This is a genomic window from Clostridium sp. AF17-21AC (assembly GCF_003461365.1).
GTDB lineage: Bacteria > Bacillota > Clostridia > Lachnospirales > Lachnospiraceae > Coprococcus > Coprococcus ammoniilyticus.
The window spans coordinates 163,810-187,699 of record NZ_QTWY01000001.1 but is presented as its reverse complement, the minus strand read 5'-3'; the positions used below and the strand labels follow the sequence as shown (position 1 = coordinate 187,699).

The following is a 23,890-nucleotide window of genomic DNA, read 5'->3' as shown; positions in this document are numbered from 1 at the left end:
ATCTGTATTTGATTTCAGGCAATGAATTGCCGGTCAGATAATATAATGCAATGACATAGAAAAGATTTCGTTATGAGGTTTGTGCTAACTGTCAGCACCAAGCCCATGTTTGAGTCCATACGGACGAGTTTGGGCGACTGCCGACAAATCAGTGCACGAACCGAATAGAAATCTTTACTGTCTTACATTATATTATCTGACCGCCATTCCATGTCTGAAATCAATTTTCAATTAACAACGATCATCTGCCAAGTTCACGCAGGTCAAAGTAATATGGGCAGATGTCCTCATAGTGTCCATCCTTCATGCGAAAACCACCCGGAATCGTTCCAAGCTGCGTAAATCCAAGCCTCTCATAGAGGTGTCTTGCATGCACATTTGTAGCCACCACCGCATTAAACTGCAGCACCAGATAATCATACGCCTTTGCCTGTACCAGACAGTCAGACACCAACTTCTCTCCGATATGAAGTCCTCTTACATCCGCATCTACCGCATAGCTGGCATTGCAGATATGACCGCAGCGTCCGACATTATTTGGATGCAGGATATAAAGTCCGAGCACCTTTCCTGTGTCTGTATCCTCTGCCACCGCAGTATAGGTCTGGCCTGCAAAGAATCCCCTGCCTGTCTCCTCTGTCAGGTCATCCTCCTGTGGAAAAGCAACTCCATCATCTACCACACGGTTCCAGATGCGGTTCATCTCCTGTATGTCTGAATCTTTATATTCTCTGATCTGTATATTCATCTTTCGTCCTTCTTTCTTATTTTATGCATCATTATAAGCCCGTATCAAACAGGCTTCAAGAATATAAATATAGACAATCCACAAAAATCATCTTAAAATGCATATAATGAAAATCTGCTTGACTGGAAACTGCGAAGGGACGAACTTCTTCTCTGTGAAAGCAGTCTGTACGGATGAAAGGAGTACAACCACATATGTTATTTGAACTGATAAAAGATCATTTATTCTTAAGTACATATATCCTGATCAATCTGATCGTATTTTTCCTGTATGGCATCGACAAATGGAAAGCCATCCACCACAAGTGGCGCATCCCGGAAGCCCACCTGATCCTCGCCGGAGTGTTCGGAATCTTTGGTGCGATTCTTGGTATGCTGTTATTCCGACATAAAATCAGGAAGCCCAAATTCTACATTGGGCTTCCTGCAATCTTCATTCTTGAACTTATGTGTGTGATCTTATACTTGAAATATTTTTAATTAATGGTGCATCAAAGTTCCGTACATCTCCGGTCTGCGGTCACGGAACACGCCCCATTCTCTACGCATCTGTGCGATCGCATCCAGATCAAATTCATGGACAAGCACAGATTCTGTCTCACGGTCTGCCTCCTCCACGATCGTTCCGGTCTGATCTGCGATAAAGGAAGAACCGTAAAATGTCATTGAAGATTCATCGTCCGTCTCGGTTCCGATACGGTTCGATGCGATCACCGGCATGATATTGGCTGCTGCATGTCCCTGCATCGCATGCTGCCAGTGTGGTTTCGAATCAATGTTTAATGTAGGCTCGCTTCCGATCGCAGTCGGATAGAACAACAGCTCTGCACCAAGAAGTGCCATGCTTCTGGCAGCCTCCGGGAACCATTGATCCCAGCAGATGCCAACGCCGATATCTGCATATTTTGTCTTCCATACCTTAAATCCGGTATCTCCCGGTGTAAAATAAAACTTCTCCGCATATGGAAGTCCATCCGGGATATGGGTCTTACGATATGTTCCAAGGATCGTTCCATCTGCATCAATGATCGCTATTGTATTAAATGCTGTATTTCCCGCCTTTTCATAAAAACTGATCGGCAGAACAACCTGAAGCTCTTTTGCAACCTCGGTAAATCGTTTTACTGCTGCATTTTCTGAAAGTGGCTTTGCCAGATCAAACTATTCAAATTTCTGCTTCTGACAGAAATACGGAGTTTCAAATAATTCCTGTAACAAGATAATATTTGCACCTTCTGCTGCTGCCTTTCGAACCAGCTTCTCTGCCTTGTCTAACACTTCTTCTCTATTCCAGCTACAGCTCATCTGGGTAGCCGCTACCTTTACCTTTCTCATACTCATATCCTCCTGTTATCAAAATATCTATATACTGTTATCAGAACATCTTATTTCTTTATCCTATATTTTCTGCCATTGATTTCCGGCTTACCTTCTACTTACATCTGCCAAATCTATCTTCCGCCGGTTGTCTGTTTGCAACGGCTTATATTCCACTCGCACCTGCCAGATTGTTCAGTCTGTCATATATCGTCTGTCCCTCCAATATATTCCATACCACTTTGGTATCCGGTATCTTCTCAGGATCGATCGTAAACAGATTCTGATCCAGCACGATGAGATTTGCACATTTGCCTTCTTCGATCGAACCGGTTCGGTCTTCTGCCTGATAGACGTAAGCAGCTCCGTAGGTATATCCTTTTAAGACTGTCGCCATATCAATGGCCTCCCACGGATTCTGACCGGATATTCTTCCGTCTGCATCCTTTCTGGTCACTGCCGCATAGATTGTCTGAAATGGATCTAATCCCACAACCGGGTAATCCGTTCCGACTGCAAATGCCGCTCCTGTATTCGTGATACTTTTCATCGGCCATTCATATCTGCACCGCTTCTTTCCAAGCCGCACGATCTTATCATTATTGGACAGGATCAGATGATATGGCTGCATCGATGCTACGACATCCAGTTCCTTGAATCTCCTGATATCATCGGGATGAATATTTTCGATATGCTCGATCGTATTTCTGAGATCCTTTCTTCCGGTTCTTTTTTCCGCTTCCTCGTACATATCAAGCGCCATGCGCACAGAACCATCTGCGATACAATGAAGTCTGACCTGTATGCCTGCCTCATTTGCCGCAGTGATCTCCTCCTGCATCTTCGCTCTCGGCCAGAGCGGAAGTTTCTCCCCACAGGTATCCGGGCGGTCTGTATATGGCTCTAAGAGCAGTCCGGTATAAGTCTCCGTCACCCCATCAATAAACCCCTTTAAACCGGTGATCTGAAAATGTCTGGAATCCAGTTTTTCCTTCATCTCAAAGAACTTTTCAAATGAGGTATAGCCAAATAACTTCGTGTAGACATATACATTTGCATACAGCCCTTCTTCATCATCCAGCTTTTTCAGCAATTCATATTTCTTATAAGTCTCTTCTGTATAATCTTCTGCAAACATCTCACTTAAGCCTGCAACTCCGTTCTCCGCAAGTACCTGTTTGAAATGTCTGTGTATTTCTGTCATTTCTTCATCCGTAAAATCCATGAACTTTTCCATGGCGGGCGCATAGGCTTCCGGTTCGATCAACATTCCGGTAAGCTCTCCATCCGGGTAAGTCTCGATCATGCCATTTGCAAGACTCGGATTCGGTCTGATCCCGGCTTCAGCAAGTGCTGCTGAATTCAGCCACATGCTGTGTGCATCCGCACATTCCAGATATACCGGAGTATTCGGAAAATATGCATCCAGACTTCGCTTGTCCGGCATACGATCCTCCGTCCAGTTCCCGATAAACCATCCAGTTCCGCGGATTCGCTTCTGTCCTGGATGCGCCTTTACATATGCTGCCATCTGCTCCACACATTCCTGTTCCGAATGGCAGGCATCCAACGTGTTGCATACATATTCACTTGCGGCTACCGCTCCGGTAAATATATGGGTATGTGCATCGATAAAGGACGGCATGACAAGCTTGTCACGCATATCGTATATCGGAACATCCGCCGGAACGGCATTTGTCTCATCATATGGCAGGAGCTTCTTTATCCTGTCATCTTTGATCCAGACAGCAAGCGGCTTACAGCTATCCGCCCGACCATCAAATACTGCTCGGCTCTTTATAATATATTCTGCCATATCACATGCCCCCTTTTACTCTAAACTATAAATCCACAGATCAGGAAGCCAATGATTGACAACATAGCTGCGATCATAACATATGGAAGCTGGGATACTGCATGTTCCATATTATCAATGCCTGCACTGTTCGATGATAGAAGCGTTGCATCACAGTAGAAGCATGCATGGCTTCCAAATGCACCACCGGAGATAATTGCTGCCATGATCAGAACCGGGTTTGCGGAGATTGCTGCGCCAAGCGGGAATACGATCGGTGCAACGACTGCACTCATGCCCCAGAAGGATCCGGTTGCAAAACAAAGCGCCGCAACAAGGATAAATGTGATCATCGGGAACAGAGAGCCTGTTAATAATGGCTGTGCAAGATCGATTATATAATCTGTCATGTTAAGCTGTTCTGTTACCTTCTGCAATAAGAACGCAAGTACCAGTAAGGTAAGGGTTGGAAGCATATCCGCAAATCCCTTTACGATCACACCAAAGATCTCATTTACAGCTATAATCTTTCTTGGAAGATACATCAGCATACAACATGCGATCGCAAGAACAACTGCCAGAAGAAGATCACCTGTAATAATGGCGATCGCTACAAGGACTGCCATCGGAATAACGAAATCCCAGATATTTCCGTCTTCTTCATAACCTGCACGGTTTTCATGATTGTACTTTCTGCTGGCATCACTGTAGACCTTGCCGGTCTCCTCTACTCGCTTATATGCTTTCTTCATACCACCAAGCTTGGGCATGATTCCCATACAGAATAAAAATACGATCAGTAATATAATGATTGGATAAAAACAAAATGGAATGGCACTTAAGTACGCTTTCATACCGGAGGTGAATCCATATGCCTGTACACTCGGCTGATCAATGAACAGACTTGCATAGAAAACTGCCCATGTTGAAAACGGAAGAAGAACACAGACCGGAGCACCTGTGGAATCCAGCATGAACGCCAGTGTCTCTCTCGGTATCTTACGTTTATCATAAACACCCTTCATACAGGCACCGATCGATAAAACGTTCAGATAATCATCTACAAAGATCAATATACCAAGTATAAATGTGGTAAGTAATGTCTTTCGCTCTGAGTTACATAATTTGGAAACCAACTTAGAAAAACCATAATTTCCCTTTGCTGTCTGAAGTAAGGCGATCAGGCTGCCGAACAATCCGCATACTACAACGATCCAGACATTTTCCGAAATCGTCTCCTGAAGCATCGTACACCATTGTGTCAGAAATGAACCTTTAAATAAAAATGCCGCGCCGACCAGAGAACCCCCGATCATAAATTCTTCGCAGCGATGTGTCAGTATCGAACCGACAATTACGATCAGCACTATTAACAGTGCCACCAAGCCATGTGTCATAACCATTCTTCCTTTCCGTTTTGTATTTTTCCTTATAAAACAACAAAAAGCGCATCCGCAATGCCTTATAGCATTGCAGATACGCCTTCGTATCAACTGCTTTTAGTTTACAATTTCATTTACTTATTTACAATTATTATATATGATAAGTTTCTACTTGATTTTAATTACGTCTAATCCTTATTAATCACTGATAAACTTCTCACGTACCAGTTCTGCCAGATACTTTGCAGTATTTTCTACACCGAGCAGACTGCTGTTGATCAGGATATCACAATGATTGATGTCCCCCGGCTTATATCCGGCATAATTCATGTGATAGGAATCACGCGCCTCATCAACGGCTACGATCATCTTACGGGCTTCATCGATTTCCAGTCCCATCGAATTCACACAATTCTCAACACGATCCGGGTACGGAGCATAGATGAATATATTCATCACATTGTCCATCTCACTTAAGATAAAGTCAGAGCAGCGTCCAACGATCACACATGAGCTTTTCTCTGCAAGAAATCGTATGATATTCTGCTGTGCATCGAAAATATCATCCTGTGTACTGTTCGTGCCACCGCCAAGCGGAAGTACCATCCTGGAAAACGGATTCTTGAAGATCTTCTTTGCGCTTTCTTCTTCTTCGTCTACAACAGAAGCGGGAAGCTTCAACTGCTTGGCTGCCTGATCCACGATATCTCTGTCGTAATACTCTATTCCCAGTTGTTCTGCCATCAGTTTTGCGATTGGTCTTCCAAGGCTTCCGAACTGTCTCGTAATTGTTATAACATATTTTTTATCCTTCATCCGCAACGCTTCCTTTCTCTGATCTCTTTTTCATTTTATAGCTTATCTCAATTTCCTACTGTTTTTCAATTATTAATTTGAGGTAAATGCTAATCATTTTCGGTAGTATATACTTGAAAACAAGTATTTTGCAATATATAATTGTATTTATATAACTTTCGACCGGATGGCTTGCTACGCAAATGAAGCAGTCTTGGCATCTGCCTGAAAATCAACATCATTTCACACGAAGGAGACCCACAATGGAAAAGAACAACTTTCTGATCTATAACGATATCGTATATACGCTGTACCAATGTAAATCCTATGAAGCACTGAGAGATGAATTTCTCCCAAGGCTTCGCCTGCTGATCCCATTTACTTATGCGAGCATTATCTCCGTCAATCCGGAAAACCGAACTGAGATCGTACCGACTCCGGTCTGCTTTCCTGATTATTTCTATGAAGCAGAACTGCTCTACATCGATCATATGAGTGAGGATCATCTGCTCTGGATCAACAATGTACGGGAATCCCAGCTTGTAAGAGAAAGCGATCTGGTAAATGATGATGTCCGTCTGAACTCTTCTCTCTATCAGCACTGTTATCAGAAATTCCATGTCTACGATTCCTTACAGTACAGCATGATCTGCAGTGGAGAATTCTCCGGTATCCTGACGCTGTTTCGGACCAAGATCGATGGGGATTTTACAGACGATGATATGTTCTTCTTCCGTTCTCTTGGCAAGCATATCAACGTAACCTATGAACAGATCCTATATCCGGAAAAAGAGAAAGGCCATACCGCTCTTGCAAACCGTATCCCGGCACTTGCAAAAGGCTATGACCTTACTCCACGAGAGACAGAGATCCTGTCTCTGATCTTTTCATTTGCAAATAACGATGAGATTGCATCCACTCTCGGGATCAGTGAGAACACGATCCAGAAGCACTTACAGAATATCTTCCGAAAGACCGGAACCTCATCAAAATGGGATCTACTCCGTCTTTCCTGATTCTTCCGGATAGACTAAGCCCCAGTTCTTTCGAAGGTCTGTCATGATGTTCATGACATCTCTGGTAAAAGGCATCTGCATCCGGCTTACATCTCCGGACTGTACCGCTTCTTCCATATCCCGCATCTCATATTCAAGCGCACGCTTTGTTTCACCGGCTTCTACCGGTGTAACTGCTCCGCTTGCAGCATCTACGATAATCGCTTTATCAGCTCTTGGATATTCCATGATCTCGATATACCCTTTTTCACAACTGATCATTGCACGCTTTGGCTGCTTTGAATGCATGGACAGCGTAATAGCTGCCATCTGTTGTTCTTTATTCATCAGGATGATGCTTGCCTGCTCATCCGTCCCTGTCGGCGCGAACCGCACCTGACTCATCACCTGATCCGGTGTCTCTGCCATGAAGCTGCGCATCAGACTGAGTGCATATACTCCGATATCAAGCAATGCACCACCGGCAAGATTGATGTTAAAGAAACGATTATTCATATCATATTCTTTATAGCTTCCAAAGTTCAACTGTATCATCTGAACTTTTCCGAGTTCACCGGATGATACGATCTCCCATAATTTCTTATATAATGGCATATGCCAGATCGTCATGGCTTCCGCCAGTATCACATGATGCTTCTCTGCGATCTGCAATGCCTCATTTAATTCATCACTGTTCAACGTGATCGACTTCTCACACAATACATGCCTGCCGTTTGCAAGTGCCTGTCTCAGGAATTCAATGTGGGTATTATGCGGCGTTGTAATATAGATAATGTCGATCTCCGGATCTGTAAACATCTCATGAAAATCATCATATACCTTTGTTACATGATATTTCTCCGCAAATGCAACTGCCTTCTCATGGGTACGGTTTCCTACCGCATATAAGGATTTACCCATCTGTTCCAGTGCCTGTGCCATTTCATTTGCAATTACACCTGTACCAAGTACTGCCCATCTTAATTCTTTTGCCATTTCTTCTTTCTCCTGTACAAAAAAATGTATGATTCCCTGTATGTACCCGTATCCCCTGTGTTCTAGTTCTCTGCTACGATCTTACCGTTGCAGATCGTGTAATGAAGCTTTCCCGGAAGTGTCCAACCAAAAAACGGTGAATTCAAGGCTTTGGAATGAAAATGTTCAACGGTCCATTCTTCATTTTCTCCAAATATCACAATATCAGCCGGCGCTCCCGCCTGGATGCTGCCCGGTGTCATCCGGTAGAACTCCATCGGGTTCTTACTCATCAGCTCCATAAGCTTCATAAGTGTGATGTAGCCCGGCTGTACCAGTGAACGGATTCCCAGTGCCAGTGATGTCTCAAGGCCTGTGATTCCACTCGGTGCCTGTGCCATCGGACGTGCCTTTTCTTCTGCACTGTGCGGTGCATGATCGGTTACGATCATATCGATCGTGCCGTCCTGAATACCTTCAATGATCTTCAACCGGTCCGCTTCTTCTCTGACCGGTGGGTTCATTCTTGCCATTGTTCCATAGGTCAGAACTGCATCCTCTGTCAGTGTAAAATGATGTGGTGTTGCTTCTGCATGAACATCCGCACCAAGCTTCTTTGCCAGCCTTACTAACTCAACGGAATTTCCGGAACTGATATGCTGAATACAGACAGATGCTCCTGTATGAAGGGCAAGGATACAGTCTCTTGCGACCATGACATCCTCTGCTGTTCTGGAAGCCCCACCATAGCCAAGCTGCTCGGATACGGCTCCCATATTCACACCTGCACCTTTTACAAATGCAGGATCTTCTTCATGCAGACTAATCGGCAGATCAAGCGCTTTCGCACGAAACATTGCCTCCGTTAAGACTTCTTCATCCATGATCGGGATACCATCATCTGTAAATCCGGCAGCACCATGTTCTGCCAGCAGTTCCATATCTACAAGTTCTTTTCCCTTCAGATCCTTTGTAACGGTCGCCGTCTGGATCACATGGATCCCGGTCGTTTCCCCTTTTCTCTGAATATACTCAAGTGTCTCTACATTATCAACTGCCGGCTTCGTATTTGCCATACAGATAACCGTCGTAAATCCGCCATAAGCGGCAGCCTCTGCTCCGGTCTCGATGTCCTCTTTATAAGTAAAGCCCGGATCTCTGAAATGTACATGTGTATCGACCAGCCCCGGTGCAACCACCAGACCTTCCGCATCAATCACGCAAACATCATCTGTACCATACTTTTCCCTGCATGCTTCCGGATCTATCTGCTGTTCCACTTCTGTGATCACCTCACCATCAACCAGCACATCCAGCTTCCGATCTGTATTTGTCACAGGATCAACGACCCTGCCGTTCTTTATTAATAACATGCAATATCCTCCTGATATATACTATCCGCAGGCATGTGCCATATCTCACTTCCATCCTGAGACTCTCTTTATGCTATACCTGGTCCACCTGCCTGCAATGCCAGTTTACCACAACCTGTCTTTTCAACACAACCGCCTTTTTGCTCTTATCTTATATCTGCTGTAACATCTTAATTATATGAACGCAACAAGCATTTCCGGTTCTTACATCATAACTGGTATTACTTCCACATAATCCCCCTGCATGAGACACTCACGAAGTTTCTCGTTATGCGAAACACATTGCCAGCGTCTGTGGGTGCTTGTTTGAGCTATAATACTGGGCGAAAAAGAATAATTGCGAACTTCTCAGCTTAAATTATGAATGAGCTCGTTGAATTACCGAGACAGGGGCATTTGAGGTCGCCGGTCCTTAGATGGCGCATATGCGGCATCTTAGTACCGCTGCAGACCGAAACGAGCGAAAGCGTCCCCTGCTTGGTAATATCAAGCGAGCTCATTCACATTAAAACTTATATGTTCGCAATTACTACTCTCTGTTCTTCAGCACTTCAGCAGGCACCATCTTGCGGATTCTGCGGATCAGCAGATGGTTGATGATGAAGTACAGGATCAGGATACCTGCGAAGATGGCAAGGTACATCCAGAATGAGAAGGACTTGTCGATACCGCAGGCAATATTCGGAACAAAGGCAGGCTCATAAGCCACATCCATGATCCATTTGGTCAGTGGAATCGAAATCAATGCTCCTATCGTTATGATATAGAAATTACCATCCAGATACATCTTCTTCACTTCCTTATTCCGGTATCCGAAGATCTTAATCAACGCAATGTTGAAAGAAGACCGATCTATCATAACCTTCATCATCAGATACATTACAACAATGAAGATCAGAACAGATACTCCTCCAATTGTAAGGATCATTCCCTGCATTATATCCGAGAAGATACCGGCAGCCTTCTTCACATCGGTCTTTGTCGTTGTTGCATATAATCTTCCGGTCTCGACATCGAGTGCATGGTCGGAAAATACAACATTGAAATAATCCTCCGGTTCGTCGAATAACTCAAGCGCCTTGTCATATGGCATAAATACCATAAAGGATGGAGCATACTGCGCAACAGATGCGATCTCAAATGCATAGATCTTATCTGCTTCATCATCCTTTAGTGTCAGAGTATCACCAACATCCAGGCCGTATTTGTAAGCGATCGAAGAACTGATCGCAACCTTACTGGATGAATCTGATAGATTCACATCAAAGAACGGATTATTCTCTGTCAGTCCCATAACTGTTATGTCAAAGTTGTAACCGTAAATTTTCTTTTTCAGTGTCTTTGCATATGCCTCATATCCACCTTCCGGAACTTCCTCTGTCGGATATTTGTAGGTATACATATACTCATACTTTGTATCATTTACATAATCACGATTTACATTCGCACAGTAAGTATATATCTCCAGTGACATCATCGCCAGCAGAAGACTTACAAACATTCCAAATACTACCGTAAATCCGGTACGGCTCTCACGAAGCATCTGGCGGATCTTGAACAGATTCATGAAGCTCATATTTCCAAGCCTTATATCCTTACCATTACCAACCTTCTGCTCATTCCTGATCATTGTAAGAACCGGCTTCGACAGCCTCTTTCGGATAACCAGTGAATTAACGATTATAGAAATAACCGGTGGAACCACGATTCCATAAATGAACAGATATGGCATATAGATAACATCCAGATCCGGAAGGGAATAATAGTTGTAGCAGTCCTGCATCTGGATCGGCACACCAAGGCTTGAATATCCAAGCAGTGTTCCGATCAGACCTGAAACAAATGTGATCACAGTCGGAAGTGTTACATAATGTGCCATCAGATTCTTTCTCTTTACCCCAAGTGCATATAACGCACCGATAACGGCACTTTCCTGATCGATCGAATGTACAACGAACACTGATAATACATAAGAGATCAGGATCAACAGGATCGCACCTGCGATCGTACCAACGCTCCGGTATAATTCCTGATCACCAGAAGCCGCCTGAATTCTCGCATTATCCCCTGCCTTTACAAAGGTCATAAGGTTCTGTGCATCCTCTGAGAAGATGTCATCGATCATATCATCTGTCTCATCCTTTAACTCCTGAATACCATCCAGCAACTCATCGGAACCATCTTCAGCCTCTTTTGTTCCATCTGTATATTCTATAATTCCATCGTCAAATGCCTTAAGCTCCTTTAACTCTTTTGCTCCATCTAACAGCTCCTGAATACCATCTGTCAGATCGTCCTTCTGTCCCATAGTACGATTCCAGTATTCCTGAAAAAACGGATCTTCTACATCTCCGGATGTAAATTCCAGCTTCTCCAGGCGGTCTTTTAATTCATCATCCGTCATAGCACCATTTAACCGGTATGCATAATAATATTCCTCTGACTTTATACTTTTTTCTTCTGCACGAAGTGTATCGTATACATCAGCTGCAACAAATCCCGTACCAAAATGCAGGCAGTCGCACCCGGTATCTCCCAAAGATTTTAATACGTTATCATAATCCGGTGTTGTACCGATTCCGGTAACGGTAAATTCCCGTCCGCCAAATGTAAGCACATCACCTGCTGATATATCATTCTTCTCTGCAAACTGGCGTTCTACCACCAGCTCATTTTCCTTTTCTGCAAGTGTACCCTTTACCAGATCGATCTTATTGATCTCATCTCTGTTTGCAAAGATACGGAGCGTATGATCCTCGTCAATCTCATAGTCCATATAGAACTGTGGCTCGATCGCCACACCATCAGCTTCCAGATCTTCCATTTCTTCATTCTTCATCGGTACGAACAGTGAAAAATCTCCATCCTCAACACACTGTCTGCTGTCAGCATTCTTACTTCCGCGAATGATCGTCTCTGCCGCACCGACCAGACTGACTACCAGATACATGGTAAGTATGATCAGAAGGGACAATGCCAGATATCTTGGAAGGTTGCTTTTGAAATCTCTCCAAATCCTTTTTCTCAATACTTTCTGCATCTTATAAATCCTCCAATTCTGCTGCCGGTACCTTTGTCTCATTGTAATAATCTTTCCTGATCTGACCATCCTTTACGATCACGACCTGATCGACCATATTCTTAATGGAATTATTATGCGTTACGATCAGCATTGTCGTTCCATAAGTCGCATTGATCTTCTCCAAAAGGATCAGAATATCCCTTGATGTCTTGGAATCGAGTGCTCCGGTGGGTTCATCACATAAGAGCAGCTTCGGATTTTTGATCAGCGCTCTTGCGATCGCACATCTCTGCTGCTGACCACCTGACAACTGTGCCGGAAACTTATTCTGATGCTCTGTCAGTCCCAGTATCTCAAGCAGCTCATCCATATTAAGCGGCTGATCTGTCAGATATTCACAGATCTGTATATTCTCCCGCACGGTAAGGTTCGGTACCAGATTATAGAACTGGAAGATAAATCCCAGATAATCTCTTCGGTAGTCAGATAATTCATCTGCTTTCATGCCTGCGATCTCGGTTCCGTCTACCTTGATCGAACCGGATTCGATCGTATCCAGTCCACCGATACAGTTCAATAACGTAGACTTACCGGAACCACTGGTTCCCTGAATGACACACATATCGCCCTGCTTTACCTGAAGGGATACTCCCTTTAAAACCTGTATGTAGCTTCCACCTTCTCCATAACTTTTTTTTACATCTGATACCTCTAAATACATACTCGCTTCCTCCTGTTATTTTTTCGCTTACATAACACCGTTATGTTGTTATCATTTTTTTAGCTATGCAAAATAAAATTTCACATAGCTTTTTGTTATCTATTCATCTCTCTGAAACAGTGCATACCATCCGGCAAGCAGATATTTCAATATGTCTCTCAGATGGGCAACTGCTTTTTCTTCATCGGATTCATGTGTCAGCAGATGGACAAATGCATCGATCTGCATATGTGCCATCCAGTGTATCGTATAATCATCCGGTGCAGCAACTCCACACACCTTTGCCTGTGCGTCTGCCAGCATCCGGTAATTCTTCTCTGTAAATGCCACAAATTCATCAATACATCCTGCAAGACTTGATCCCTGACTCTTTGTCAGCAGAAGCTGTACCCGGTCATAATTCTGATACAGTTCATGAATGATCCGCCGGGATGCATAGATGTCATCGCTGAAATCATCCTTCCCCTCCTGAAGCTCGCCTTTTACCTCCTGCAACTCCTGCTGCATATGTGCTTCCATCATCGTACGGATACTTCCAAGCACCGGTGCCACCAGTGAAGCAAATATATCATCTTTATCTTTAAAGAAGAAATATAATGCACCGGTCGTCACACCTGCATTCTTACAGATATTACGGAGGGATGCACCCTGATAGCCCTTCTCCATAAATTCATGCTCTGCACTTGCAAGCAGCTTTTCTTTTGTCTCCCGATCGTCCTTCATCTCATCTCACCACCAATTTAATCCTGCTCTAACATATGAACGCCCATTCACATAACACCGTTATGTTACATCTAAACTGTATATATGTCAACCCCTTTTTTATATAATAGCCTCTGTATTTCCGGCTAAACATTAAATCTGCCTGACGCCTTTCCATGCTGCAACAGGCATTTCCGGTTCATATAACATAATTGCCGTTGCTTCCGTATAATAAAACCTCTACATGACGACATTCACGCAGTTTTTCGTTATGCGAAACACATTGCCAACACCTGCGGGTGCTTGTTTGAGCTCGAAGAGCGAGTTAGCACGGAGCAGGTGTGAATCAGGCATGTGTTTCAAATAGAAAAACAAGTGCGTCTCATGTAGAGATTTTATCAAGAGGAAGTAATCGGCATATTCAGAATATAAAACCGGAAATGCACTTAGTACACATTAAAAGGGCTCCGGCATATATTCAAGGATTGATTCATTGAAAAACATGCGAAACCGGAGCCCCTATGTCAAACTATATTCTTTTTTCCTACTTCGGATGTCCTAACAAGGTATCCTTTTGTCTTAAATCGTAAACAAAATCCAACCAATGCTTTTTATAGGGCAAACGATTTTCATTTATTAATTATTTGCTGATTGAATCGGTCTTGATGATAAACTTAACACTACCCTTCATATCATCTGAGATTCCACCGAAGGATTCATAAGCTTCACCGGCCTTGATGACCTTATCGCACTTTTCTGACAGAGAATCCAGATCCTTTTCTGCGTCATTTACTGCATCAACGATCTTATCTGTACCATCTGATAACTGCTTACTGCCATCCTTTAAGTCACCACTTGCATCTGTCAGCTTTGATGCGCCATCCTTTAATGTGCCTGCGCCTTCTTTCAGAGTATTTGCACCCTTTGTAAGGCTGCCTGCACCACCATTCAACTTAACCATACCATTATACAGATCAGAAGTGCCTGTATATACCTTGCCAAGACCTGTGTTCAGTGCTGATGCACCAGTTGCCAGAGCGTCTACACTCTTCTTCAGAGTTGTGATCTGTCCGGAGAATGAACTCAGCTTGCCAAGTACCAGATTCGCACCATAGGAAAGACCATCCTGATATGCTGTTGCATATCCTGACTTATAACCTTCTACATAAGCTGTACCATATCCTGACTTATAAGCTGTACCATATGCACTGCCATAACCTGCTGTGAAAGCATTGGTATATGCTGTACCGTATGCTGTGCTGTAGCCGGATGTATAAGCTGTGCCATAAGCTGTACCGTAACCGGATTTGTAACCGGAACCATAAGCTGTACCATATCCTGACTTATAAGCTGCTCCATATACATCACCATATGCAGTTGCAAATGCTCCCTGTAATGCAGCAAGTGTTGCATCATCCGGCTGGGAACCTGTCATCTGTGTATAAGCAGATACAAATTCCTGGAAATAAGTTGCAAACTGACCAGATGCTTCGGATGCTACTGTTGATGATGAAGGTGCTGCTGCCTGTGCCTCTGCTGCTACCGTAGAAGCGGAAGGTGCTGCTGCCTGTGCTTCTGCTGCAACTGTATCAGCGGAAGGCGCTGCTGCCTGTGCTTCTTTTACAACGGATTCCTTAGAAGGTGCTGCTGCTTTACCATTCTTCTGTGCCTCTGCTGTTACAGCATCCTTATCAACACCATCTGCGATCTTATCCTTGTTTGCTGTCAGGTTATTTGTAATATTTTCTGTGATCGTGCTCTTGATTGCTTTCTTTTCTTTATCACTTAATTCTGTCTTGGTTGGAAGTTCGATTCCCTTTACAGCTTTGTTTAATGTTGCAAGTCCGTCGCTGATCTGCTTGGAACCGGATAAGATACCATTTTCACCTTCAAATGCTGCTTTTAATGTACCAGCACCTGTTGTTGCAGAATCAACACCCTGTGCCAGAGTTAAGGAACCCTGATATAAGCTGTCTGCGCCATCCTTTACCTGACCAACACCATCGGATACGGAAGATACACCATCTGTATATTCTGTAATTCCTTCAACGAGGGAATTCATACCATCGCTGTATGTGTCGATCAGTTCGTTGATATCAGATTCAGCATCCTTCAGATCCTTGTTATCGCTGTCCTTGGATAAGAATCCGGTAGAAGCAACTGTCATTGTCATGTCCAGAGAGAAATCTGTACAGTCTGCTGTAACCTCGAAGTAATCCGGAATCTCAACATCTAATTTCTGCAGATCCAGGCTGTCCTGAAGACCAGGCATACCCATACCAACAACGATACTGTTGTTTCCATCATTTACAACCTGACCATTCTCAACCTTGATATTTGAGAATTTGTCATTTGATAAGATCATACCGGTCGCCATCAGGAAAGGAGTATATACATCTCCACTCTTTGAATTATTGACATATTCAAATCTCATCTTTACCTTGCCGCTCTTGCCTGCCAGCTGATCCGGTGTGATCTCCTGATCATCCAGATAATAAGTAACTTTAACTTCTACAGGAACCTGCTCCTCTGACTTGCCCTGATAATAAATGGAATTGCCATCTGCCTTCCATACAAGTTCTCCATTATTCTCTGTAAATGTCTCGTCGCCTTTTACATTCTCGATATCAGTCAGGTTACTGCTATCCTTAATGGTTGCCTCACCATCTGTGTTCTTTAACCACTCACTGACGATAACGTCCTGCTTATTACCTGCTGCATCAGCAATAACGTAAACGGTTTCATCTTTATCACTGTCTGTATTCTCGGAAAGTCCGACAGAATTCTCAAGTACATCTGACAATTCTTCATCGCTCTTACTCATGATCTCCGGGTTCTCTAATGTCTGTACATCTCCTGTTGCTGTACTGCCACAGCCTGTAACGGATAACATCATTGCACCACTCAGAGCGATCGCCATAAATCTTTTTCTTGCTTTCATATTTTTATAACTCATACTAATTACCTCCTAATTTACTACTGCCGGTCAGCAGGACCATTGGAATCATTATTTACATCTATATATTTATCATCGTCACTGTAACTGTCATCAAAATCATAGTTATCAAAGTTTCCGGATTTCTTCTTTGCAAATGGTCTGTCTTCATTCAGGAAATCATCATCATCTGCCGTTTTCTGTTCCGAAGCCGGATCAACATTTCCCGCTCCGGCATAAGCTACTTTCTGTTTGCCGGTAATACCCTTGAATCCGATTGTTGTATGGATAATCAGCTTATCGAATAACATCAACGCTGCAGGAAGCAGGAAGATGACGACAAACATACTGATGATAGCTCCTCTTGCCATCAACGTACATAAAGAACTGATCATATCGATCTCGGAGTAACAGCCAACACCGAAGGTTGCGGCAAAGAAGCTTAATGCGCTTACGATAATGGAAATCATAGATGTCTGAAGTGCAACTGTAACTGCTTCTTTCTTAGCAAGGCCATTACTTCTCTCTCTCTTATATCTTGTTGTCATCAGGATCGCATAGTCAACGGTAGAACCAAGCTGGATCGTACCGATAACGATGGATGCGATGAACGGTAATGTTGTATTTGTAAATGCCGGAATACCCATATTGATAAAGATTGCAAATTCGATTACACATACCAGAATGATCGGAAGTGATACGGATTTGAATACGAATAATATGATCAGCAGGATAACGCCAATGGATACGGTACTTACTGTGTTAAAATCCTTATCTGTGATCTCGATCAGATCCTTTGTACAAGGAGCTTCACCGATCAGCATACCCTTGCTGTCATATTTGTGAAGAATCGTATTGATCTCATCACACTGTGTATTTACTTCATCACTTGCTACTTTGTATTCTGACATGACTAACATCAGCTTCCATTCACCATTGTCAAGCTTGGATTTCAAATCCTGTGGGATCATACTCTGTGGAATCATTGGACCAACTACAGATTCCAGACCAAGTACAGTCTTAACACCCTTGACATTCTTAATTTCTGAAATAACTTTATTAATACTCTTTTCATCCAGATTGCTGTCAAGCAGAATCATATGTGTAGAGTTCATATTGAATTCTTCTTCCAGCTTCTGGTTTGCCTGAATACTTGGAAGATCCTCCGGTAATGAGCTGTCGAGGTTATAGTAAACATCTGTATGTGTATAACCATATAACGCAGGAACCAGAAGGATCAGGAATAAGATATGGAAGATCCAGTACTTATTCACGATAAATTTGCTAAGCTTATCAAACTTAGGAAGTAAAGATCTGTGACAGGTCTTTTCAATCGGCTTATCAAAGATCAGGATCATGGATGGGAGTACGGTTACACAACAGATAACACCGATAACAACACCCTTTGCCATAACGATACCAAGGTCAAGGCCTAAGGTAAAGGTCATGAAGCACAGTGCAACGAAACCTGCTACTGTTGTGATCGAACTACCGATAACAGATGAGAAGGTGGAAGCGATCGCATCTGCCATAGCTTCTTTATTCTCTTTGCCATTTACTTTTTTCTCTTCCTGATAACTGTGCCACAGGAAGATCGAGTAGTCCATTGTTACACCCAACTGCAGGACTGCGGTAAGTGCCTGTGTTATGTAGGAGATCTCTCCTTTAAATACATTTGTTCCCAAGTTATATACAATCGCCATACCGATACTTAATAAGAAAAAGATCGGTACGAGGAAGGAATCCATAGTCAGTGATAATACGATCAGCGATAAGATAACTGCTATGGTTACATAGATTGGAACCTCTTTATCACACAGATCCTTCGTATCCGTAACAACGGCTGACATTCCGCTGATGAAACACTGCTTACTTGCAAGCTTTCTGATCTGAGTGATCGCTTCCATTGTCTCATCGGAAGACATTGTTGTTTTAAAGATAATTGCCATCATCGTACAATCATCATTACGATATGCCTCTCTGATATCTTTCGGTAAAATCTCATCCGGAATAGAAATATCCATAATCGAGTCATACCAGATTACAGAATCAACATTGTCTACCTGTTCCATTTGTTTTTTTAATTTGACGACATCTTTATCGTCCATCCCTTCTACCAGGCACAGGGAGAAAGCACCCGTTCCGAAATCATCCGCCAGAATGTCCTGACCTTTCATGGTTTCGATATCCTTTGGTAAATATGAAAGTACATCATAGTTTACTCTGGTTTTCAAGAAACCAATCGCTGCCGGGATCAAAAGCAGGATACTGATAATTAAGATCGGTACACGAAGCTTTACAATCGCCTTTCCAAATTTGTTCATAGAATCAATCCTTTCGTTAATACAAAAAATGAACGGAAACCTTTTTCTTGTTTCCGTTCATAGAATATGATTATTTTGTTTGTTTGTAATTATACAAGATTTTAGGGTTGACAATTTTTTTGACATTTATCCGGAAATGTCAAAACGAATTCTAAAATAAGTATAAAAAAAGCCTGAATACCTGATAAATTCTATCATTTTCTGTACTGTCTGTACACCAAGGTCTGCCCGGCTTCTGCTACTGTCTGTCATGATCGGATATATAGACTGCCTGCTTACACTTCTCAAGCATCTCCCTCATATAATCAGCCAGCTTCTCCGGTGCCATCTTCATGCCACCCTTTGCCCATTCAACGATAATCCCACAGATCCCATATGCGAAGAACCGGGCAAATATACCACGTTCCTCGTTTTTCAGATGAGATTTCTCGTCTAACTTATCAATTGCCTCTTCAAAGGTCTGTTCTGCAACCTCAAGCATATACTGGATAATATAATCCTCTGCATGTTTGATCGTGTTAATATAGAACTTTTTCTCCTCCTGCATCTGTGTGAGGATCGCGCCTAATTTCTCATCCCAGTTCTCTAAGGATATGTCCTCCATATTAGGAGCAAATAATTCATTAAAATAGATCCAGACCAACAGTTCGTATTTATCTTGAAAATGATAGTAAAATGTCTGTCTCTTGATTCCGCATCGGTCTGCAATATCACTGATCGATATTTTGTCATATGGTTTCTCTTTGGTCAGTTCTTTTGCACTTAATGCAATCGCTTTCTTTGTAAGATTTGATTCCGGCATATTCGTATAACTCTTTCTATATAATAATATCCCCATATGTCTAAAATGCAGATTTTCTTCCGCACCTGAAACACATGGAGATAGTATAGCACATCTATTATAACTCGGGCAACATGTCTTTCATGCTGTTTAATCCGATCATCAAGGTTGATGTATTATGCAGAAGTGCAGATGTTGTCGGTGCGATCACACCCGCAACTCCAAGCACGATCAGCCCGGTATTAAACCCTACGATAAAACGATAATTTCTGTGAATCCGTTTCATAAGAAGATTTGCAAGTATCTTCAATGTCACGATCTCATCCAGACTGTCCGCATCGATCGTAATATCTGCAACCTCTCTGGCAATCTCCGCACCATCACTGATCGCGATGCCTGCATCTGCTGCTGAAAGTGCCGGCGAATCATTGATACCATCACCGATCATGATAACCTTTCTGCCTGCTGCCTTCTCTCGATCTACAAATGCAGCCTTATCCTCCGGCAGTACCTCTGAATAATATTCATCGACACCGACATGCTCTGCGATCGCCTTTGCAGTCCGTTCACAGTCACCGGTCATCATAACGACCTTGGAGATTCCAACCGACTTTAACCGTTCTACAATATCTGCAGATTCTTCCCTTAACGGATCCTCAATCAGGATTGCTGCCGCAAGCTCGTTATCGATCGCCAGATAGAGGTGGGAATATTCCGCCGGAAGATTCTCAAATACTTCTTCCATCCCATCCGGTATCGTACATTTTTCGTCCTCAAATACAAAATGATAACTGCCGATGATCGCCTTGGAATCCCCAATTGTTGTCGAGATTCCATGCGCTACGATATATTTTACTTCTGAATGCATCTCTTCATGATCCAGATTTTTTCGTTTTGCCGCATCCACTACGGCTTTTGCGATTGAATGTGGAAAATGCTCTTCCAGACAGGCAGCGATACGAAGCAATTCGTTTTCATTTGTTCCGTTAAAGGAAACGACTCCCGCAACTGTAGGCTGTGCCTTTGTCAGTGTTCCGGTCTTATCAAATACGATCGTATCCGCTTCTGCTACCGCTTCCAGATACTTTCCGCCTTTGACTGTAATCTTACGGTTTCCTGCCTCACGGATCGCCGATAATACCGATACAGGCATAGCAAGCTTCAATGCACAGGAATAATCAACCATCAGGATCGCAAGGGCTTTTGTTACATTTCTTGTAAGCAGATAGGTAAGTATCGTACCGCCTAAGCTGTACGGCACCAAACGGTCTGCCAGATGCTCCGCCTTGCCCTCCAGATTGGATTTCAGTTTCTCAGACTCATCGATCATCTGCGCAATCTTCTCATATCGGCTGGAACCGGATACCTCTTTTACTTCTATTATGAGCGAGCCTTCTTCTACCACTGTTCCGGCATATACGACATTTCCTGCCGTACGTCTGACGGATACGGATTCTCCGGTAAGTGATGCCTGATTCACCATTGCTTCACCATCACAGACAGTTCCGTCAAACGGAATGATCGTTCCGACATTGACAACGACATGATCTCCTTTTGCAATCGTATCAGAATCAACCAATATCTCGTTATTCTCTGTCTTTAACCACACTTTTCCGACATTTAATGACATCGTACGTGCCAGGTCATCGACCGACTTCTTATGTGTCCACTCCTCAAGCAGTTCACCGATTCCGAGCAGGAACATGATCGAACCTGCAGTCTTCATATCCCCTCGTAAAACAGATACTCCAATGGATGTTGCATCCAGCACCGGAACTTCGATCTTGCCCTTTGTCAGAGTCTTAACGCCTTTCCAGATATACTTAACAGACATCAGACCTGCATAAGCTGCTGATATCGGATATGGCAGAAGCCACTTTCTTGCATAATGGAAGATAATCTTATCGACCAGCTTCTCCTGATACATCGCATTCGTCTCTCTGCCGCTTCGTTCCAGATAACCATTTGGGACTTTTACATCTTCATAATGAAATCTGCGAAGTCTGTCGATAATGATATCCGGATTTCCCGTATAACAGATCACTGCATCCGCCGTCCGGTCATACACCTTTGCCGAGCTGACCGGTTCAAAAGACTCCAGATAATATAAAAGAATATCAGCTTCTTCATATGACATATGATTCTGACACATATGTACACGCAGTCTGCCCTTCATCTTATCTTTTATTATGAATTTCAATTCAGCTCATCCTCTTATCTAAATTTTTCTTATGCCTCTGCTGCTTCTGTATTTTCTGCTGCAGCTTCACATGCGCACTCAGCAGTTTCTTCTGCTGTCTCTGCAGGAATATCTTCTACAACGACATCTTCTTCTGCTTCACGATCTGCATTGATCTGCTTTGCGCCCTGGTAAATGTCATCTACATTTTCCTGAATGGTTGTAGCTGTGTTCATAACACACTTCTTTGCACGAAGAGCCGCTGCTGTACAGTTTGTGTAAACCTTCTTTGCATCCTTGCTTGATAATACCTTGATACCTGCCGTACCAAACAATAAACCTGCTGCAAATATTCCAACTTTCTTAATATCCATGATAATTTACCTCCTGATTGTATTAATATATTTTGAAGCACATTATAGCATCATTTCTTTTTTTTGCATGTATATTATCATTTTATTCACATATTTTTTACATCTGATCATTCGCAAACATGTACACTTGTTCTACTCGTGAACTATCATCTTATGTTGTCTGTAAAACCTTCGATAAAACATAAATCCTACTATAGTAGTGATTACCTCTGTAATCGGGAAAGTCAGCCAGAAATACACAAATCCGAATCTGGAAAACAGATATCCAAGCGGTACAAATAAGAACACCGTTCTCATAATGGTTAGAAACGAACTCTTAAAGGCTTCGCCGGTTGCCTGCAAAAAGACCGGATAAATCTGCGCACCTACCATCGGTATAAAGCTGATCCCAATAAATCGGAATCCCTGCACTCCGATACGGATAACTTCGCTGTCCTTCGTAAACACAGAAAGCATAGGTTCCGGAATAAATTCAAAGCATAACGTTCCGATGAACATCAATGCAATTCCCCATATAAAGGCAACCGTCATCGTATGTTTACAACGATCAATACTCTTTGCCGCATAGTTATAGCTAATGATGGGTACAATGCAGGTCTGAAGAGCACCCAGTGGTATAAAGAAAAATGTCTGCCATTTGTAATACAATCCAAGTGCTGTCACTGCCTCATCGGAAAATCCTGCAAGGATCATATTTAATCCAAATATGTAAAATGTATACGTTGCCTGCATGATGATATTCGGAATTCCAAGCGCATAGATCCTGCGGATATCCTCTGGATATTTGCAAAGAGACGGCGAACGATGAAATCCCTTCTTCATAACAAGAAGTGCCGCTACAACCTGTCCTGTGATCGTTGCAAATGCAGCTCCTGCTATTCCAAGCTTTGGTATACCAAAAAGCCCAAAGATCAAAATCGGATCTAACACAATATTCGTGATAGCTCCTGTGATCTGTGCGATCATCGGTGTCTTCATATCTCCGTTTGCCTGAAGTACCTTTGTCCATATGCTCTCTGTAAACAATCCAATGCTGCCCACGCACACAATCCTTCCGTAGGTAATTACATCAGCAATTACTGTATCTGAATTTGTCTGCAACCGTGCATATGCAGGCATCAACAGATAACAGCTTACTGCAAATAAGATCCACATAATGATCGCCAGACTAAAGCCGATGCCTGCTACCTCATCCGCCTTCTTATACCTCTTTATTCCCAGAAAATGTGCAATATTTGTATTGATTCCAACACCGGTTCCAACTGCCAGTGCGATCATCAGAAGCTGAACAGGATAAATGATCGATAACGCCGTCAGACCGCTCTCTGAGTATTTCCCGACAAATAAACTGTCTACTATATTATAAAGAGCCTGTATCAACTGTGCCAGCATGACAGGCGGTGCGATTTTAAAAAAGATCTTATTGATCTTTTCTGTGCCGTAAAAACTACTGTTTGTTTCCATTTTGTTTCC

The 23,890-nt window shown here is 42.9% G+C and carries 17 protein-coding genes and 1 pseudogene; 2 read left to right on the top strand and 16 right to left on the bottom strand.

The genetic code is table 11. The annotated features are described in order from the left end of the window. Positions 1 to 241: 241 nt before the first annotated feature. Positions 242 to 748, bottom strand: a complete 507-nt coding sequence (locus tag DWW85_RS00930; protein WP_117807193.1) for a GNAT family N-acetyltransferase — start codon at positions 746 to 748, stop codon at positions 242 to 244. Between the two features lie 173 nt (positions 749 to 921). Here DWW85_RS00930 and DWW85_RS00925 point away from each other — a divergent pair, with 173 nt between their 5' ends. Continuing rightward, the gene (locus tag DWW85_RS00925) at positions 922 to 1,227 is read left to right on the top strand and encodes a DUF1294 domain-containing protein (protein WP_347470661.1); all 306 of its coding nucleotides are present in this window, start codon (positions 922 to 924) and stop codon (positions 1,225 to 1,227) included. Here the strand turns inward: DWW85_RS00925 and aguB are convergent. The 4 genes and pseudogenes from aguB to DWW85_RS00905 form a co-directional block, all read right to left on the bottom strand. Beyond that, positions 1,228 to 2,082, bottom strand: a pseudogene (gene aguB / locus DWW85_RS00920) (N-carbamoylputrescine amidase). It lies immediately after the preceding gene. 148 nt (positions 2,083 to 2,230) lie between these two features. Beyond that, positions 2,231 to 3,880 carry an amidohydrolase gene (locus tag DWW85_RS00915; RefSeq protein ID WP_117807192.1) on the bottom strand — a complete coding sequence of 550 codons (1,650 nt, stop codon included), beginning with the start codon at positions 3,878 to 3,880 and terminating at the stop codon, positions 2,231 to 2,233. Between the two features lie 20 nt (positions 3,881 to 3,900). Next, complete coding sequence (locus tag DWW85_RS00910) at positions 3,901 to 5,256, bottom strand: Na+/H+ antiporter NhaC family protein (RefSeq protein ID WP_117807191.1); 1,356 nt, start codon at positions 5,254 to 5,256, stop codon at positions 3,901 to 3,903. Positions 5,257 to 5,439: 183 nt separating this feature from the next. Next, a complete protein-coding gene (locus DWW85_RS00905; RefSeq protein WP_021944939.1) occupies positions 5,440 to 6,057 on the bottom strand; it encodes a cytidylate kinase-like family protein in 618 nt (205 codons plus the stop codon). A 242-nt stretch (positions 6,058 to 6,299) separates the two neighbouring features. Here DWW85_RS00905 and DWW85_RS00900 point away from each other — a divergent pair, with 242 nt between their 5' ends. Further along, the gene (locus tag DWW85_RS00900) at positions 6,300 to 7,052 is read left to right on the top strand and encodes a helix-turn-helix transcriptional regulator (protein WP_173788480.1); all 753 of its coding nucleotides are present in this window, start codon (positions 6,300 to 6,302) and stop codon (positions 7,050 to 7,052) included. Here DWW85_RS00900 and DWW85_RS00895 read toward each other — a convergent pair. The 11 genes from DWW85_RS00895 to DWW85_RS00845 form a co-directional block, all read right to left on the bottom strand. Further along, positions 7,035 to 8,027, bottom strand: coding sequence for a Gfo/Idh/MocA family oxidoreductase (locus tag DWW85_RS00895; protein ID WP_117807189.1), 993 nt, complete (start codon positions 8,025 to 8,027; stop codon positions 7,035 to 7,037). The genes DWW85_RS00900 and DWW85_RS00895 overlap by 18 nt on opposite strands. Before the next feature lie 62 nt (positions 8,028 to 8,089). Then, the gene (locus tag DWW85_RS00890; RefSeq protein WP_117807188.1) at positions 8,090 to 9,379 is read right to left on the bottom strand and encodes a dihydroorotase; all 1,290 of its coding nucleotides are present in this window, start codon (positions 9,377 to 9,379) and stop codon (positions 8,090 to 8,092) included. Positions 9,380 to 9,908: 529 nt separating this feature from the next. Then, complete coding sequence (locus DWW85_RS00885; RefSeq protein WP_117807187.1) at positions 9,909 to 12,419, bottom strand: FtsX-like permease family protein; 2,511 nt, start codon at positions 12,417 to 12,419, stop codon at positions 9,909 to 9,911. A 1-nt stretch (position 12,420) separates the two neighbouring features. Further along, a complete protein-coding gene (locus DWW85_RS00880) occupies positions 12,421 to 13,122 on the bottom strand; it encodes an ABC transporter ATP-binding protein (RefSeq protein ID WP_021944944.1) in 702 nt (233 codons plus the stop codon). A gap of 99 nt (positions 13,123 to 13,221) precedes the next feature. Next, positions 13,222 to 13,845 (bottom strand): TetR/AcrR family transcriptional regulator, encoded by a 624-nt coding sequence (locus DWW85_RS00875; protein ID WP_117807186.1) that lies wholly within the window; start codon positions 13,843 to 13,845, stop codon positions 13,222 to 13,224. A 619-nt stretch (positions 13,846 to 14,464) separates the two neighbouring features. Next, positions 14,465 to 16,780 (bottom strand): hypothetical protein, encoded by a 2,316-nt coding sequence (locus DWW85_RS00870; protein ID WP_117807185.1) that lies wholly within the window; start codon positions 16,778 to 16,780, stop codon positions 14,465 to 14,467. A 20-nt stretch (positions 16,781 to 16,800) separates the two neighbouring features. Continuing rightward, positions 16,801 to 19,083, bottom strand: coding sequence for an efflux RND transporter permease subunit (locus tag DWW85_RS00865; RefSeq protein WP_117807184.1), 2,283 nt, complete (start codon positions 19,081 to 19,083; stop codon positions 16,801 to 16,803). A 238-nt stretch (positions 19,084 to 19,321) separates the two neighbouring features. After that, positions 19,322 to 19,921, bottom strand: a complete 600-nt coding sequence (locus DWW85_RS00860) for a TetR/AcrR family transcriptional regulator C-terminal domain-containing protein (protein WP_117785678.1) — start codon at positions 19,919 to 19,921, stop codon at positions 19,322 to 19,324. Between the two features lie 61 nt (positions 19,922 to 19,982). Then, positions 19,983 to 22,040 (bottom strand): heavy metal translocating P-type ATPase, encoded by a 2,058-nt coding sequence (locus DWW85_RS00855; protein WP_181986468.1) that lies wholly within the window; start codon positions 22,038 to 22,040, stop codon positions 19,983 to 19,985. A gap of 53 nt (positions 22,041 to 22,093) precedes the next feature. Continuing rightward, on the bottom strand, positions 22,094 to 22,417 hold the full coding sequence (locus tag DWW85_RS00850) for a DUF6110 family protein (protein ID WP_117807182.1): 324 nt from the start codon (positions 22,415 to 22,417) through the stop codon (positions 22,094 to 22,096). A gap of 132 nt (positions 22,418 to 22,549) precedes the next feature. After that, the gene (locus DWW85_RS00845; protein ID WP_021944951.1) at positions 22,550 to 23,881 is read right to left on the bottom strand and encodes an MATE family efflux transporter; all 1,332 of its coding nucleotides are present in this window, start codon (positions 23,879 to 23,881) and stop codon (positions 22,550 to 22,552) included. Between the last annotated feature and the right edge of the window lie 9 nt (positions 23,882 to 23,890).